At 35.4% G+C, this 14,917-nt stretch carries 12 protein-coding genes; 2 read left to right on the top strand and 10 right to left on the bottom strand.

Annotated features, from left to right (window positions below; translation table 11 throughout):
- Positions 1–32 precede the first annotated feature (32 nt).
- From IEV72_RS00645 to IEV72_RS00690, 10 genes are all read right to left on the bottom strand, one after another.
- Complete coding sequence (locus IEV72_RS00645; protein WP_188457144.1) at positions 33–1,115, bottom strand: PDDEXK nuclease domain-containing protein; 1,083 nt, start codon at positions 1,113–1,115, stop codon at positions 33–35.
- 173 nt (positions 1,116–1,288) lie between these two features.
- Positions 1,289–2,311: a Holliday junction branch migration DNA helicase RuvB gene (ruvB, locus tag IEV72_RS00650; protein ID WP_188457145.1), complete on the bottom strand. Its 1,023-nt coding sequence runs from the start codon at positions 2,309–2,311 to the stop codon at positions 1,289–1,291.
- Between the two features lie 150 nt (positions 2,312–2,461).
- The gene (locus IEV72_RS00655; RefSeq protein WP_188457146.1) at positions 2,462–4,285 is read right to left on the bottom strand and encodes a cytochrome c oxidase subunit I; all 1,824 of its coding nucleotides are present in this window, start codon (positions 4,283–4,285) and stop codon (positions 2,462–2,464) included.
- Positions 4,286–4,300: 15 nt separating this feature from the next.
- Positions 4,301–5,347 carry a cytochrome c oxidase subunit II gene (locus IEV72_RS00660; protein ID WP_188457147.1) on the bottom strand — a complete coding sequence of 349 codons (1,047 nt, stop codon included), beginning with the start codon at positions 5,345–5,347 and terminating at the stop codon, positions 4,301–4,303.
- Between the two features lie 26 nt (positions 5,348–5,373).
- On the bottom strand, positions 5,374–6,663 hold the full coding sequence (locus tag IEV72_RS00665; RefSeq protein WP_188457148.1) for a quinol:cytochrome C oxidoreductase: 1,290 nt from the start codon (positions 6,661–6,663) through the stop codon (positions 5,374–5,376).
- 38 nt (positions 6,664–6,701) lie between these two features.
- A complete protein-coding gene (locus tag IEV72_RS00670) occupies positions 6,702–7,355 on the bottom strand; it encodes a c-type cytochrome (RefSeq protein WP_188457149.1) in 654 nt (217 codons plus the stop codon).
- 7 nt (positions 7,356–7,362) lie between these two features.
- Positions 7,363–7,884 (bottom strand): DUF3341 domain-containing protein, encoded by a 522-nt coding sequence (locus IEV72_RS00675; RefSeq protein ID WP_188457150.1) that lies wholly within the window; start codon positions 7,882–7,884, stop codon positions 7,363–7,365.
- A 2-nt stretch (positions 7,885–7,886) separates the two neighbouring features.
- Complete coding sequence (gene nrfD / locus IEV72_RS00680) at positions 7,887–9,380, bottom strand: NrfD/PsrC family molybdoenzyme membrane anchor subunit (RefSeq protein WP_188457151.1); 1,494 nt, start codon at positions 9,378–9,380, stop codon at positions 7,887–7,889.
- 29 nt (positions 9,381–9,409) lie between these two features.
- Entirely contained in the window at positions 9,410–12,502 is a 3,093-nt protein-coding gene (locus tag IEV72_RS00685; RefSeq protein WP_188457152.1) for a TAT-variant-translocated molybdopterin oxidoreductase, read from the bottom strand.
- Between the two features lie 30 nt (positions 12,503–12,532).
- The gene (locus tag IEV72_RS00690; RefSeq protein ID WP_188457153.1) at positions 12,533–13,870 is read right to left on the bottom strand and encodes a c-type cytochrome; all 1,338 of its coding nucleotides are present in this window, start codon (positions 13,868–13,870) and stop codon (positions 12,533–12,535) included.
- A gap of 197 nt (positions 13,871–14,067) precedes the next feature.
- Between IEV72_RS00690 and IEV72_RS00695 the strand changes: the two genes are divergently transcribed.
- Together IEV72_RS00695 and IEV72_RS00700 are read left to right on the top strand one after the other, a co-directional pair.
- On the top strand, positions 14,068–14,442 hold the full coding sequence (locus IEV72_RS00695) for an SPOR domain-containing protein (protein WP_188457154.1): 375 nt from the start codon (positions 14,068–14,070) through the stop codon (positions 14,440–14,442).
- Between the two features lie 132 nt (positions 14,443–14,574).
- Complete coding sequence (locus IEV72_RS00700) at positions 14,575–14,910, top strand: arsenosugar biosynthesis-associated peroxidase-like protein (RefSeq protein WP_188404975.1); 336 nt, start codon at positions 14,575–14,577, stop codon at positions 14,908–14,910.
- Positions 14,911–14,917: the final 7 nt, after the last annotated feature.

A 14,917-nucleotide genomic window follows, 5' to 3' on the forward strand; every position in this document is an offset into this window, starting at 1 on the left:
AGTAAAACGTACTTCTTCAGGCTGTTTAATATTTAGCGATGACTTTTCCGTTCATTTATTAATTTTTTCAATTCTTCTCTGCTCGGTAAAACAGTCTGATATTTACTTGCAAAAACCTGTTCATTGTTTTCTGGTAAAGTATATTCCACTACCGATTCACTTTTGTCTTTACACAAGACAATTCCAATTGTTTTGTTTTCATCTTCAAGCCGTACTTCACGGTCGTAGTAATTTACATACATTTGCATTTGTCCAAGATCTTGATGTTTGATCTCTCCAATTTTTAGGTCAATCAATACAAAGCATTTTAAAATTCGATTATAAAATACCAAATCAATTCTAAAGTGTTTATCATCAAACGATATTCTTTTTTGTCTAGCAACAAAAGTAAATCCGTTACCGAGTTCTAATAAAAAATGTTCGAGTTTATTTATTAATTCTTGTTCTAGGTCGTTCTCAGAATACTCTGAGTGTTCTGGAAGACCTATGAATTCAAGAACATAAGGGTCTTTAATTGCATCTTCAGGTGTTTCAATAACAAGGCCTTTTGTAGAAAGCTCTTTTACTTTTTCCTTATCTCTACTCAACACCAACCTTGCATACAATGCAGAATCGAATTGACGCTGTAATTCCCTAACGCTCCAATTGTTTTTAAAGGCTTCAATCTCATAAAACTTTCGCTCATTTTCATCACCTATCCGCATTAGTTTTAAGTAATGCGACCAACTTAAACTAAAATTTCTTGACAATGTTTTAGAAATGTCATTTTCAGATAATACGGATGATTTTTGGGGATTGCTTTTGAAATCGTCAGACAGTGTCTGACCAATTGAATAAACCAGGTAGAACTGTCTCATCTGCTTCAAATTGGTTGTAGAATATCCTTTACCAAACTTTTTTGTTAAGACATCGGAAAGTTCTTTTAAGATTTGTTTTCCATAATCAGCTCTTTCTTTACCTTCTTGCTCTTCTTCTACTAACATTTTACCAATTTCAAAATAGGTAATTACCATTGTTTGATTTACGGCACGCACTACTTTGCTTCTTGCAGATTGTAATAAATCAACAATTTGAGAGAAGAATTTAGTATTTGAAGTTTTTTGTTTGTTTGTCATAATTAAAAAGGGTCTTCTGTAAAATCTGTAGCACTTTATTTAATCATTTCATTAATTAGAATAGATTTTAAAACCTGTTGTTTAGCATTCGCATTTCTATTTAGTATTTAAGGTTCTATCTTCGTCAATTAACTTATATACAAATTCAATTACAATAGCTTAATATTCTCCTTCTAAAAGAGTCCACCTTGCTTAGCTTGCTTCACTTTTCCTAAATGTGTATAAGCTGCTTCCGTTGCTTCTCTACCACGGGGTGTTCGCATAATGAATCCTTTTTGAATTAAAAAGGGTTCGTACACTTCTTCGATGGTTTCTGCATTTTCACTTACTGCCGTTGCTAAGGTTGTTAAGCCAACTGGACCACCTTTAAACTTATCAATTATGGTCAGTAGTATCTTGTTGTCCATATCATCTAAACCGTGTGCATCAACATTAAGTGCATTCAGTGCATATTTTGAAATATCTAAATCGATTTTTCCGTTTCCTTTTATTTGAGCAAAATCGCGAACTCGTCTTAAAAGCGCATTGGCAATTCTTGGTGTTCCACGGCTTCTTCCTGCAATTTCAATGGCTGCAGTTTCAATGATGGGAACGTTTAAGATGGCTGCACTTCGCTGTACGATATGTGTAAGTAATTCAGTAGAATAATACTCTAATCGACTTGAAATTCCAAAGCGGGCGCGCATGGGTGACGTTAACAGTCCTGAACGGGTGGTAGCGCCAACTAATGTAAACGGATTCAGGTTAATTTGAACGGTTCTAGCGTTGGGACCACTTTCAATCATGATGTCAATCTTGTAATCTTCCATAGCAGAGTACAAGTATTCTTCAACTACAGAACTCAAGCGGTGTATTTCATCTATAAATAACACGTCTCTCGGTTCGAGGTTGGTCAATAAACCCGCTAAGTCGCCAGGTTTGTCAATTACTGGACCCGAAGTTACTTTAATGTTGGCATTTAACTCGTTGGCTAAAATGTGGGCTAAGGTAGTTTTTCCTAAGCCAGGTGGCCCATGCAACAAAGTATGGTCTAAGGCTTCATCTCTTAAATTGGCTGCCTTTACAAATATTTGAAGATTGTCTAAAGTTTTTTGTTGACCAGCAAAATCGTCAAAATTGAGCGGTCTGAGTGCTTTTTCAATTTCAAATTCTTCATTTGTGAAGTGCTCTCCGGATGCATCCAAATTTTCATTCATAATACAAATATAAAGATTAGCAAGCAGAAACACTCTTATTGCTTAACTGTAAACCAAAATAATTAAGACAAGAATTCAATAAAATAGAAATCAAAAAAAAAGTGCTTTTCTTAAATAGGAAAAGCACTTTTCATTGATCAACAAATCAAGTTAATGATTCATTTCTTCTTCATTTTCTTGAAGTGGGACATTTTGCGGGACATAATCCTGCCCAGCAATAACGTAGTCTGATTCGTCTTCGTTCAACTTACTATAATCATATGGCCAACGGTAAACGGTTGGTAATTCTCCGTACCAGTTACCGTGAATATGCTCAACAGGAGCAGTCCATTCAAGAGTATTTGCTTTCCATGGATTCTTCTCTGCACGTCTTCCATAGAAAATAGAATGAATGAAATTATAGATGAAAAACAATTGACCAGCAGCAGTTAAAAAGGCAAATAAAGTAATTAAAACATTTGTGTCCGCTAAATCATCAAAATATGGAAAAGCGGTATTGGTATAATATCTTCTAGGTAAACCAGCCATTCCGATAAAATGCATTGGGAAGAATACGCCGTAAGCACCTACAGCAGTAATCCAAAAGTGCGCGTAACCTAAATTTTTATTCATCATTCGTCCAAACATTTTAGGGAACCAATGATATACTCCTGCAAATAAACCATACAATGCAGAAATACCCATAACCAAGTGGAAGTGAGCCACAACAAAGTAGGTGTCGTGTACATTTATATCTAAAGTTGAATCACCTAAAATAATACCTGTTAATCCACCAGTAATGAAAGTGGAAACCAAACCAATAGAGAATAACATACCAGGATTCATTTGCAAGTTACCTTTCCACAGCGTAGTAATGTAGTTGAAAGCTTTTACCGCTGATGGAATAGCAATTAACAAAGTGGTAAATGTAAATACGGAACCTAAAAATGGATTCATACCAGAAACAAACATGTGGTGACCCCAAACAACTGTTGACAAGAAAGCAATAGCAAGAATGGAAGCAACCATCGCACGGTAACCAAAAATTGGTTTTCTAGCATTTGTTGCAATCACTTCTGAAGTGATACCAAGTGCTGGCAATAAAACAATATATACTTCAGGGTGACCTAAAAACCAAAATAAGTGTTCATATAAAACAGGCGAACCACCTGAGTGACTAAGCACTTCTCCTTGTATATAAATATCACTTAAAAAGAAAGATGTTCCAAAACTTCTATCCATGATTAATAAAAGAGCTGCCGATAATAACACAGGAAAAGAAACCACACCGATAATAGCAGTTACAAAGAATGCCCAAACTGTTAAAGGCAAACGCGTCATTGACATTCCTTTAGTTCTTAAGTTTAATACTGTTACTATGTAATTAAGTGAACCTAATAATGAAGATGCGATAAAAATTGCCATGGAAACTAACCATAATGTCATACCCATACCTGATCCTGCAATTGCTTCTGGCAAGGCACTTAATGGTGGGTAAACTGTCCAACCAGCTGAAGCAGGTCCAGATTCAACAAATAAAGAAGATACCATGATGACAGATGAGATAAAAAATAGCCAATATGATACCATATTCATAAAACCAGATGCCATATCACGAGCACCTATTTGCAATGGGATTAGAAGGTTACTAAACGTACCACTCAAACCTGCAGTTAACACAAAGAAAACCATAATTGTTCCATGAATGGTAACTAATGCTAAATAAGTTCCTGGCTCCATTACACCATCTGGTGCAAATCTTCCTAATAAAGTTTCGAAAATACCGAATGAACGCTCTGGCCAAGCGAGTTGCATTCTGAATAATAGAGACATGGCAATACCGATAAAGCCCATAATTAAACCAGTAATTAAATACTGCTTAGCAATCATTTTGTGATCGGTACTAAAAATGTATTTCTCTATAAAAGTTGGCTCGTGGTGATGGTGATCATCGTGAGCATGATTATCAATGTTTGCTTGTGCTGCTACAGACATAGTACGTTAACTTCTTTAGTTATTAATTAATTCTCCAAATGTTTGTTGGTTGTCTATCCAATCTTGAAATTCTTCTTCCGTTTCTACAACAATTTTCATTTGCATATTGTAATGAGAGACACCGCAGATTTTATTACACAATAAGTAATAATCGAATTCGTAGAGTTTGTCATCTTCAGCGATATCATCATTATTTTTGCGAATTTCGTTAATGTTTCTCACTTTGTCAACCATGTAATCGGTATTTCTGATTTCTTTAGAAGTTGTTGTAGGGGTAAAACCGAACTCGGTTACCATGCCCGGAACAACATTCATTTGAGATCTAAAGTGTGGGAAATATGCAGAATGCAAAACATCTTGAGATCTGAATTTAAATAATACAGGACGGTTTACAGGTAAATGTAATTCGTTTACAATAATATCATCCATAGCATACTCGTCAGATTCGTCTACTCCTAATTGATTGATGCCTTCGATGAAACGAACATTGGCTTTTCCAAGTGTTTTATCGTCTCCTGAGTATCGAGCTCTCCAATCGAATTGATAAGCATAAATCTCTACTACTAATGTGTCTTCTGTTTCTTCGGGATTCATGATTTCAGACCAACTGAAAAGTCCGTATAAAATTAAACCAGCTAAAACTACAACCGGTATAATAGTCCAGATGAATTCTAATTTATCATTATCTGCGTAAAATAATGCTCTTTGTCCTTTTTTACCACGGTACTTATATCCAAACCAATGCAAAAGAGCTTGCGTGATTACTTGAACAAACATGATAATACCAATTGAAATAAACATCAATCTGTCGTAATCTGAACCATGCTCAGACGAAGCTTCTGGTAAATAAAATTTGCTAAGGCTCCAAAAGGAATAAATCATTAAGCCGTAAAAGAAAACCATAAAGGCTAATAAAATCTTACCTTGTGTATTATTGTCTTTATCGTCTGCAATCTGGCTATCTGAAGCATCAGCAGGTTTTGACAATTCAAAAACTTTTGATATTTGCCAAAACGTTACTCCTAGAAGCGCGATTACAATTATAATTAAGAATGCTGTCATTGTATATAACTTTTTATCTAACTAAATTAATAATGAAAGTGTTTGCTTTCTTTCATCAATGGGAAATTTTTTGCTACTAATGGTGCTTTTGTTAATCCGTTGAATACGAAATATAAAAATAGGCCACCTACAAGTAATACTGAAGCAATTTCAGGAATACCGATAAACCAAGATTCACCAACTGTTCCTGGCATAATCATTACATAAAAGTTTAAGTAATGGCCGAAAAGGATAGCAATACCGGTCATAACAACAATCCAATTTACGCGTTTAAAGTCTGTATTAACCAAAACAAGTAATGGAAATATGAAATTAATAGCGACCATTCCGAAGAATAATAAATTGTAATCTTCTATACGCTGAATAAAGTATACAGCTTCTTCTGGAATATTGGCGTACCAAATTAATAAGAACTGAGAAAACCATAAATATGTCCAAAAAATACTAATGCCAAACATAAATTTAGCCAAATCATGAATATGACTATCATTTACTTCTTCAAGATATCCTTTTGACTTTAAGAATATTGTGATTAAAGCAATCATTGTAATTCCAGATACAAACATACTTGCAAAGACGTACCATCCAAATAATGTACTAAACCAGTGTGTATCTATACTCATGATAAAATCCCAAGACATCATTGATTCAGAGACAATAAAGAATACTAAGAAAATAGCTGATACTTTAAAATTCTTTTTAAATAAAGCTTCACTGAAGTTTTCATCCATTTGGCGAGAATTCTTTCTCATCAACCAAGACAAAAACACCCAACCGCCGATATAAATTACAGCTCTTAACAAAAAGAAAGGAACATTTAAGTAACCTACTTTGTTAGCAATTATTTCGTCGTGAGCTACAACTTCTGGATCCATCCAGATAAAAAGGTGATTGTAACCAAGTGAAGAAAGTACTAATAGAACAAAAACCAAGATTCCACCAGGTAGAATAAACGTAGATATAGCTTCCATAACACGAAATAAAATAGGTGACCACCCAGCTTGAGCCGCGTTTTGCACCGCATAAAAAGCAAATGCGCCGACTGCTAACAAAAAGAAAAATAAGGCAGCTGTATATATAGACGCCCAAGGTCTATTTTTTAATTGGTCATAAACGTGTTCTGCATGATGAGAATCATCGTGATGCGCATCTGCTGCTGCATGAGTTTCTCCATGTGCAGCATGTTCTTCCGCTAGCATAGTAGATACTTCATCTACTGAAGCTGGCGTATTCACAAAACCATAAATTAATCCAATAGCACCGAGGATTATTAAGATGGCAGCGGTTAATTTTATTTTACTTGATATGGTATACATAATGTAAAAACTTGTCGTTAATTTCTGTAATCGTTTATTTATTCAGCATCTTGATCTTGAACATCTTCTTGATCGTTTTCTCGAACCAAATCTTGTTCTTGCTCATCTGCATCAACAAAATCTTTAGGTTCCTTTTTTTCTAATCCATCTTTGAGACTCATCACGTAATGCGTTACTTGCCATAATTCTTCATTACTCATCTGAGAAGCATAAGAACCCATCGTATTTATTCCGTAATACATCACATGATAAACACTACCTTCAGTAATAGCACGTCCTTGATCATCATAACTAGGTACTCCTAGAATTTTTTCACGTTCTACCAAATAACCTTTACCATCTCCTTTTCCACCATGACAGGTTGCGCAATAAATATTGTATAGCTCAGAACCTTTATTGAAATTATCCTCAGTATAAGCTAACGGATTATCTAATTCGGTTTTAGCTAAATTATAACCTTCTTGATTATCTTCATAATCGTAAGGCAACCAACCACGAGAAATAGATTCTTTAACTGGCTCCATAGCTTGTTGTCCGTCTTCAAAAATTTCGTACTCACCGTAGGTTTCGTAAGAAACGGGTTGGTACATATCTGGGAAATATTGATAGTTAGGCTTACTCTTATCAAAACAAGATGTAAGCATTCCACTTAAGGCTATCAATACTATAAGTTTTGTTCCGCGATTAATCATGCTTCACTTATTTTTTTAAATCAATTTCTACTGCGCCTGTACTGTGTAAAAACTCGGCTACTTCTTGAATATCATTTGAACCTACACTTACTTCCATTAAAAAATGATCATCTGTAGTTCTAACATCTGGATTTTCTGCTTCTTTAAAAGGCCATAATTTACTTCTCATATAAAAAGTAATTACCATTAAGTGAGCAGCAAAAAATACAGTCATCTCAAAAGCTGTAGGAATAAAAGAAGGTAAGTTTTCTATAAGGCTAAAACTTGGTTTCCCTCCAATATTTTGTGGCCAATCTACAATCATGATGAAATTCATCATAGTAAGAGCAACGGCAAGACCTACACAGCCATATAAGAAAGATGTAATAGCCAATCTAGTGTGCGATAATCCCATAGCTTTATCTAGACCATGTACAGGAAAAGGACAATAAACTTCTTCGATATGATATTTTTGTTTACGAACTTTTTTTACAGCGTTCATCAAAATATCATCATCGGTATAAAATGCGTGCAATACTTTAGCTGCCATGATTAATTATTTTTTGATTGATGATTGTTATCAGAATTGTCTCCTTCATTTAAAAGTGCTTTGAAATCTTTTAAGGGTTTTTGCTTTGGCATTTCAAACAAATCGGCATCATCTCCTTTTTCTGCTCTAATTTTCTTGTATTTTTCACCAGAAGATTTCAATATTGTTTTTACTTCTGCTTGAGCAATCACAGGGAAAGTTCGTGCATAAAGTAAGAATAATACAAAGAAGAAACCAATTGTTCCTACAAAAATACCGATATCTACAAAAGTAGGTGAGAACATAGTCCATGCTGATGGCATGTAATCACGGTGCAACGAAGTTACAATAATTACAAAACGCTCGAACCACATACCGATATTCACTACTATAGATATAAAGAAAGAGAACATAATGCTTCTTCTTAATTTAGGGAACCACATAAATTGTGGAGAAAATACGTTACAAGTCATCATTGCCCAGTATGCCCACCAATAAGGACCAGTTGCTCTATTTAAGAATGCATATTGCTCATATTCTACTCCAGAATACCAAGCCATGAACAATTCAGTTATGTAAGCCACACCCACAATAGAACCAGTAATCATAATTACAATGTTCATCAATTCGATGTGTTGTATGGTTATGTAACCTTCTAAACTTACCACTTTACGCATGATAATCAATAGTGTATTTACCATAGCAAATCCAGAGAAAATTGCTCCTGCAACGAAGTATGGCGGGAAAATAGTGGTGTGCCAACCTGGAATTACCGAAGTAGCAAAGTCAAATGATACAATAGTATGTACCGAAAGTACAAGTGGAGTTGCTAAACCAGCCAAGACTAATGAAACTTCTTCAAAACGTTGCCAATCTTTTGCTCTACCACTCCATCCAAAGGATAAAATGCTGTATATTCTTTTCTGAAAAGGTTTCACTGCACGGTCGCGAATCATGGCGAAATCAGGTAACAATCCTGTCCACCAGAAAACCAACGAAACCGAAAGGTATGTTGAAATAGCAAATACATCCCATAAAAGCGGTGAGTTAAAATTCACCCAAAGCGAACCGTAAGCGTTTGGAATAGGAAGTACCCAATACGCTAACCAAGGTCTACCCATGTGAATAATCGGGAATAAACCCGCTTGTACAACAGAGAAAATAGTCATTGCTTCAGCAGAACGGTTAATTGCCATACGCCATTTTTGTCTAAACAATAACAATACAGCTGAAATTAAAGTTCCTGCGTGACCAATACCTACCCACCAAACAAAGTTGGTAATATCCCAAGCCCAACCAATGGTTTTGTTTAATCCCCAGGTTCCTATACCTGTAGATACAGTATATACTATACAGCCTAATCCCCACAAAAAGGCGATTAAAGCAATAGAAAAGACTATCCACCAAGTTTTATTAGCTTTGCCTTCAACTGGGCGAGCTATTTCAACCGTTACGTCGTGGTAAGACTTGTCACCCGTAACTAAAGGCTTTCTAATCGGTGCTTCGTAATGAGACATAATACTCTTTTAAATTATTCTTTTATAAATTAAGCTTCCGTTGTGTTTCTAACTTTTGTTTGATACAACACATTTGGTTTTGTACCTAAGTATTCTAATAAGTGATATTTTCTATCTTCTTGTGTTTTTTGGTAAACTACACTTTCTTCATCATTGATATCTCCAAATACAATGGCACCATTATCGCATGCATTCGAGCAAGCTGTTTGGAATTCTCCATCTTTAATTTCACGTCCTTCACGTTTAGCATCAAGAATAGTTTTCTGCGTCATTTGAATACACATTGAACATTTTTCCATTACACCACGAGCACGAACCGTTACATCTGGATTTAAGACCATTCTACCTAAGTCGTTATTCATGTGGTAATCAAACTCATCATTTTGGTTGTACTTGAACCAATTGAAACGTCTAACTTTATAAGGACAGTTATTGGCACAGTAACGTGTTCCTACACAACGGTTATATGTCATGTGGTTTTGCCCTTGTCTTCCATGTGCCGAAGCTGCAACTGGACAAACCGTTTCACACGGAGCATGATTACAATGCTGACACATCACCGGTTGAAAAACTACTTCAACAGATTCTTCAGCTGGGTTTTCTAACTCAGCAAATTCGCTTAAAGCACTTCCAAGACCTTGAATATTATTTTTCTTATCGTAATCTTCATTTAAAGTATCTTCAGAAGAATAGTATCGGTCAATACGCAACCAATGCATATCTCGACTTTTTCTAACTTCTTCTTTACCAACTACAGGAACATTGTTTTCACTATGACAAGCAATTACACAAGCTCCACAACCGGTACAAGCATTTAAATCGATAGATAAATTGAAGTGATGACCGATAGAACGATCAAACTCATCCCATAAATCTACATCTGGATTATCAACTGCGGTCTCTTGGTGATCAAGTGAAACTTCAGGTATTTTATTCCAAACATCTTTGTCTTTTGTATTGAAAATTTCAAGTGAAGTCTCCTTGATGATATCACGGCGACCCATCATGGTGTTGTGTAACTGAACACAAGCAAACTCATGATTTCCTGAAACTTTTTCTATTTCTACTTGTTGAACAGCTTTGAAGTTCTGATACAAAGGATATGCATTTATACCTACTTGCATTTCATCCTGAATAGCTTCTGTTCTACCATATCCAACGGCTAGTCCTACTGAACCAACAGCTTGACCTGGTTGGATATAAACTGGAACTTTTTCTAAAGTAACACCATTTACGGTCACTTTTGCATAACTACCATCTAAAGCACCATTGGCAACATTACGGTTTTCTAATTCTAAACGCTCTGCATCCGCTTTAGAAATAGTCAAGTAATTATCCCAAGATGTTCTGGTAATCGGATCTGGAAATTCTTGCAACCAAGGATTATTAGCTTGCTGCCCATCACCTAAACCAGTTTTGGTATATAAAGTTAACTCTAGGCCTTCATTTGCTTTCAGTAAACTGTTAGCAGCTTGCGATGCATTAAATGAAGCTACTTCAATTTCATCTTCATCATCTTCAGATTCGCTTACAACTTCATTTACATTAGCTGTAAAAAATCCATCATGCAAAGTTCTATTCCAAGAATTATCTGGAAAATCTTCACTAAATGAAGATTTTAAATATTCGTAATAATTTTCATTAGAGCCAGTCCATTTCAATAAGCAATCCTGAAATTGTCTAGTATTGAAAACGGGCTTAATAGTTGGCTGAACTAGAGAAAAATTCTTTTTAGTAAACTGCACATCTCCCCAAGATTCTAAATAATGTGGAGTAGCAGCAACAAATTCCGAAAGCATAGCAGTTTCATCTGCCTTCATCGCGAAATCTACCACTAAATCAACTTTCTCTAAACCAGTTTTGAAGGTATCCGCATTGGGTAAGCTGTAAGCTGGATTTACACCAACCATCATCAAACCACCGATTTTACCAGCATTCATATCTTTTACTAAGGAAGCTACTTTTTGGTCGTTTCCTTGTCTAATCATTCTTGGGTTTTGAACATCAACCAGTGAGCTATTTAGCGTCTCGTTGATTTCCATTGCCATCATTTGTGCTTCTACTTCATTGATTCCACAAAGCACAACTCCTTTAGAGCCAGCTTGCTTCAATTGTTGTGCAGCACTTGCTACAGCTTTGGCTTGTTTTTCATTTAAGTTGGTATTTCCAACTTTTCCAACAATTTGATTGTAAAGCTCTACTAAAACATGTTTTTGAACACTTGGTTTAGCTGCAATTCTAGTATCTGAATTTGCTCCAGAAAGCGTCATGTTCGCTTCAAACTGAACGTGTTTAGACATCTTACCGTCTTTTGGCACACGGGATTGCGAATATCCGCTGTCAAAACTACCACCTTGCCAATCTCCTAAGAAATCTGCACCTACTGAAACAATGGTCTCTGCTTTAGAAAAGTCGTAATTAGGAAGTGCACGGAAACCATATTTTTGTTGAAAAGCATCTAGCGCAGCTGATTCCGAAACAGCATCATACACTACATGTTTTGTATTTGGGTATTGCTCAACAAACTTGTTGATTAATTTTTTAGTTGAAGGACTGGCTAAAGTTTGCGTTAAAAATACAACAGGCTTATCACCCAGTTTTTCCATCTTCACTTTTATTGCATCATCAAATGCAGACCAAGTTGTGGGCTGACCACCAATGGTTGGATTTTGAAGACGCTTTACATCATATAAAGAAAGTACAGAAGCATGAATTCTTGCTTTACCAGCAGACATTACTCCGGCTTCTTTATTCGTTTCAATTTTAATAGGTCTTCCTTCGCGAGTTTTCACCAATACGCTTGCAAAATCAAAACCATCAGCAATAGTAGATGCGTAATAATCAGCAACTCCAGGCACTAAACGTTCTGGCTGAACCACGTAAGGTATAGACTTAATTACAGGGCCTTCACATGCAGCTAAAGATGCTGCTGCCGTACTAAATCCTACATACTTAAGAAAATCTCGACGACTCGTAGAAGAGTTTTCTAATTTATTTTTATCACCTAAAAACTCATCTGCAGGTATATGTTCTACAAATTCATTTTGTTCAAGCGAACTTACTATCGGACTGTTCTCCTTCAGCTCTTCTTCGCTTTTCCAGTATTTTTTTTCTGATGACATATCTCGATTCAAATTTCTTCAATTAATAATTTAGTAGTGGCATTTTCCACATTCCAATCCACCCATATCAGCTGCTGTAAATTTATCAACACCATACTTTTCTTTCAACTGATCGTGTATTTTCTTATAGTAGTCATTGTCTTCTGTCTTTACATTGGTCTCTCGGTGACAGTTAATACACCAACCCATGGTTAAAGAAGAATGTTGATACATGATTTCCATTTCTTCCACTGGACCGTGACAAGTTTGGCATTCTATCTGACCAACGCTTACGTGTTGAGCGTGATTAAAGTAAGCAAAATCAGGTAAGTTATGTATTCGCACCCATTTCACAGGCTTGGTTTCACCTGTATATGATTGAGTAGATGGATCCCAACCTGTAGCATCGTATAATTTCTGAATTTCCTTATCGTAAAATTCTTTTGAATATTCATCGTTTCCAGTTTCTTCTGAAACTTCTGCAATTTGCTTGTGGCAATTCATACATACATTTAAAGAAGGAATTCCAGAATGTTTTGAAACTCTTGCAGATGAATGACAATATTTACATTCAATTTCATTTTCTCCAGCATGTATTTTGTGTGAATAATGAATAGGTTGCAAGGGTTCGTAACCTTGATCAACTCCCACTTGCATTAAGTAGCCATAACCACCGTAAGCCACTCCAAGAAGCACAAAAACAGCAAGCACAAAAACCAAGAATTGATTTTCAGCAAAAGCAACCCATATCGGCTTGCGCTTTTCACGACTTGATGTGTAAATAGCAACGCCATTCGCTTCAGCAAATCTGCGTAATGTTTTATTCACCAAATAAAGAATAACAACTAACATTAACAACACAAAGGCTAGGATGCCGAGCACAATTTCTGTTGACAATCCTCCACCTGCTTGCTGGCCGTCTCCACCTCCTTCACCTCCTGCCACTTTAGCTTTTGGCTCAGGCTTTGGCTGTTCAACGTAAGCTAGTATATTATCAATGTCTTCATTAGACAACTGCGGAAATGCAGGCATCGCTGATTTATTGTACTCTTCATAAATAGCTACGGCTCTAGACTCTCCAGCATCAATTAGCTCTCTGTTATTTTTAATCCATTTGTAAAGCCACTCAAAGTCGCCATCATATTTATCTAAAACTCCATGCAATGCTGGACCAACCGCCTTTTTGTAAGGTTTATGACAAGCAGCACAAAGCGAGTTAAACAACTCTTTTCCCTGAGCAGGATCAGCTCCAGGAACAACTTCTTCTACTTCACTTTCAGACGTATCTGATTCTTCTGCATCTTGTGCAAATATTGAAACAGAGAACATTAAAGTAAAAATGAATAGAAATAACTTCAATTGCGAAGGGCGAAATAACACCTTTTTCATATTGCAAATGTTAATAATTGAATTAAGGACACTTTATTATTACACATGTATTGTCCACAAAATTGGTTACAAAAATAAGCTTTTTACAACGTTTTCACAGTTGCCATATTTGTTAAAGTCTAATTTATAATTTTTCTAAATAATAACTTTGTTCGGTTCGATATCATTAGCTTAACTTTGTGGTAAATTTTATTAAAATGCCATCATTCCAAAATTCATTTTTTTTATTGTTACTAACAATTAGTTTGTTCGCTAATGCTCAAGATGTTCAAAATACAAATCAAGACCAACAATTAAGAGAACTCATCAAAATAAAAAAGGAACTTACCAACAGTGATAAGCTAAAAGAATTCTATAAAATACAATTGTATTCGGGGAATTTAAATGATGCAGAAGATGTAAAAAAAGAATTTGATGATGAATTTGAAATTTCTTCAACTATAAAATACGAAACACCAAACTACAAAGTTTGGATTGGTAACTTTAGAACGCGTTTAGAAGCTGACCGTGCCATGCTTCAAATTAGTGAAGTTTTTGAATCTGCATTTATCATAAGACCAGGAAGAAATTAAAATTTTACTAAACTGATGTAAGGTTTTTTTGCGTATATCCTACTACAACTTAAAATAATATTAAAGTCACTTACTTTTTCGCCTGCATTAAAATTTGGCGCTTATATTGGTGTTTTTTAAATTTAGAAAATTATGGCAGATTCATATTACGATTCAAAAGACTTAAGAAACTTTCCAAAAATTAGCGAATGGAGCGAAGAATTAGGAGAAAAATTCTTCGATTATTACGGCAAAGTATTTGAAAAAGGAGCTTTATCCGAACGCGAAAAATCCTTAATTGCATTAGCTGTTGCACATGTTGTAAAATGTCCTTATTGTATTGATGCTTACACACAAGATGGTTTGCAACGCGGCATCACCAAAGAAGAAATGATGGAAGCAGTACATGCCGGAGCTGCTATTGAAGCGGGTGCCAACTTAGTACACGCTACCCAAATGATGAAAAAATACAACAAGCTGAGTCATTAATATAAAG

The sequence above is a fragment of the Psychroflexus planctonicus genome (assembly GCF_014640195.1).
In the GTDB taxonomy this organism is placed as follows: domain Bacteria; phylum Bacteroidota; class Bacteroidia; order Flavobacteriales; family Flavobacteriaceae; genus Psychroflexus; species Psychroflexus planctonicus.

What these genes read in the sequence shown, in the direction of transcription:
- IEV72_RS00690 (WP_188457153.1), bottom strand. Translation starts at nt 13,870, where the DNA reads ATGAAAAAGGTGTTATTTCGCCCTTCGCAATTGAAGTTATTTCTATTC.
- IEV72_RS00655 (WP_188457146.1), bottom strand. Translation starts at nt 4,285, where the DNA reads ATGTCTGTAGCAGCACAAGCAAACATTGATAATCATGCTCACGATGAT.
- IEV72_RS00675 (WP_188457150.1), bottom strand. Translation starts at nt 7,884, where the DNA reads ATGGCAGCTAAAGTATTGCACGCATTTTATACCGATGATGATATTTTG.
- IEV72_RS00695 (WP_188457154.1), top strand. Translation starts at nt 14,068, where the DNA reads ATGCCATCATTCCAAAATTCATTTTTTTTATTGTTACTAACAATTAGT.
- ruvB (WP_188457145.1), bottom strand. Translation starts at nt 2,311, where the DNA reads ATGAATGAAAATTTGGATGCATCCGGAGAGCACTTCACAAATGAAGAA.
- IEV72_RS00660 (WP_188457147.1), bottom strand. Translation starts at nt 5,347, where the DNA reads ATGACAGCATTCTTAATTATAATTGTAATCGCGCTTCTAGGAGTAACG.
- IEV72_RS00685 (WP_188457152.1), bottom strand. Translation starts at nt 12,502, where the DNA reads ATGTCATCAGAAAAAAAATACTGGAAAAGCGAAGAAGAGCTGAAGGAG.
- nrfD (WP_188457151.1), bottom strand. Translation starts at nt 9,380, where the DNA reads ATGTCTCATTACGAAGCACCGATTAGAAAGCCTTTAGTTACGGGTGAC.
- IEV72_RS00665 (WP_188457148.1), bottom strand. Translation starts at nt 6,663, where the DNA reads ATGTATACCATATCAAGTAAAATAAAATTAACCGCTGCCATCTTAATA.
- IEV72_RS00670 (WP_188457149.1), bottom strand. Translation starts at nt 7,355, where the DNA reads ATGATTAATCGCGGAACAAAACTTATAGTATTGATAGCCTTAAGTGGA.
- IEV72_RS00700 (WP_188404975.1), top strand. Translation starts at nt 14,575, where the DNA reads ATGGCAGATTCATATTACGATTCAAAAGACTTAAGAAACTTTCCAAAA.
- IEV72_RS00645 (WP_188457144.1), bottom strand. Translation starts at nt 1,115, where the DNA reads ATGACAAACAAACAAAAAACTTCAAATACTAAATTCTTCTCTCAAATT.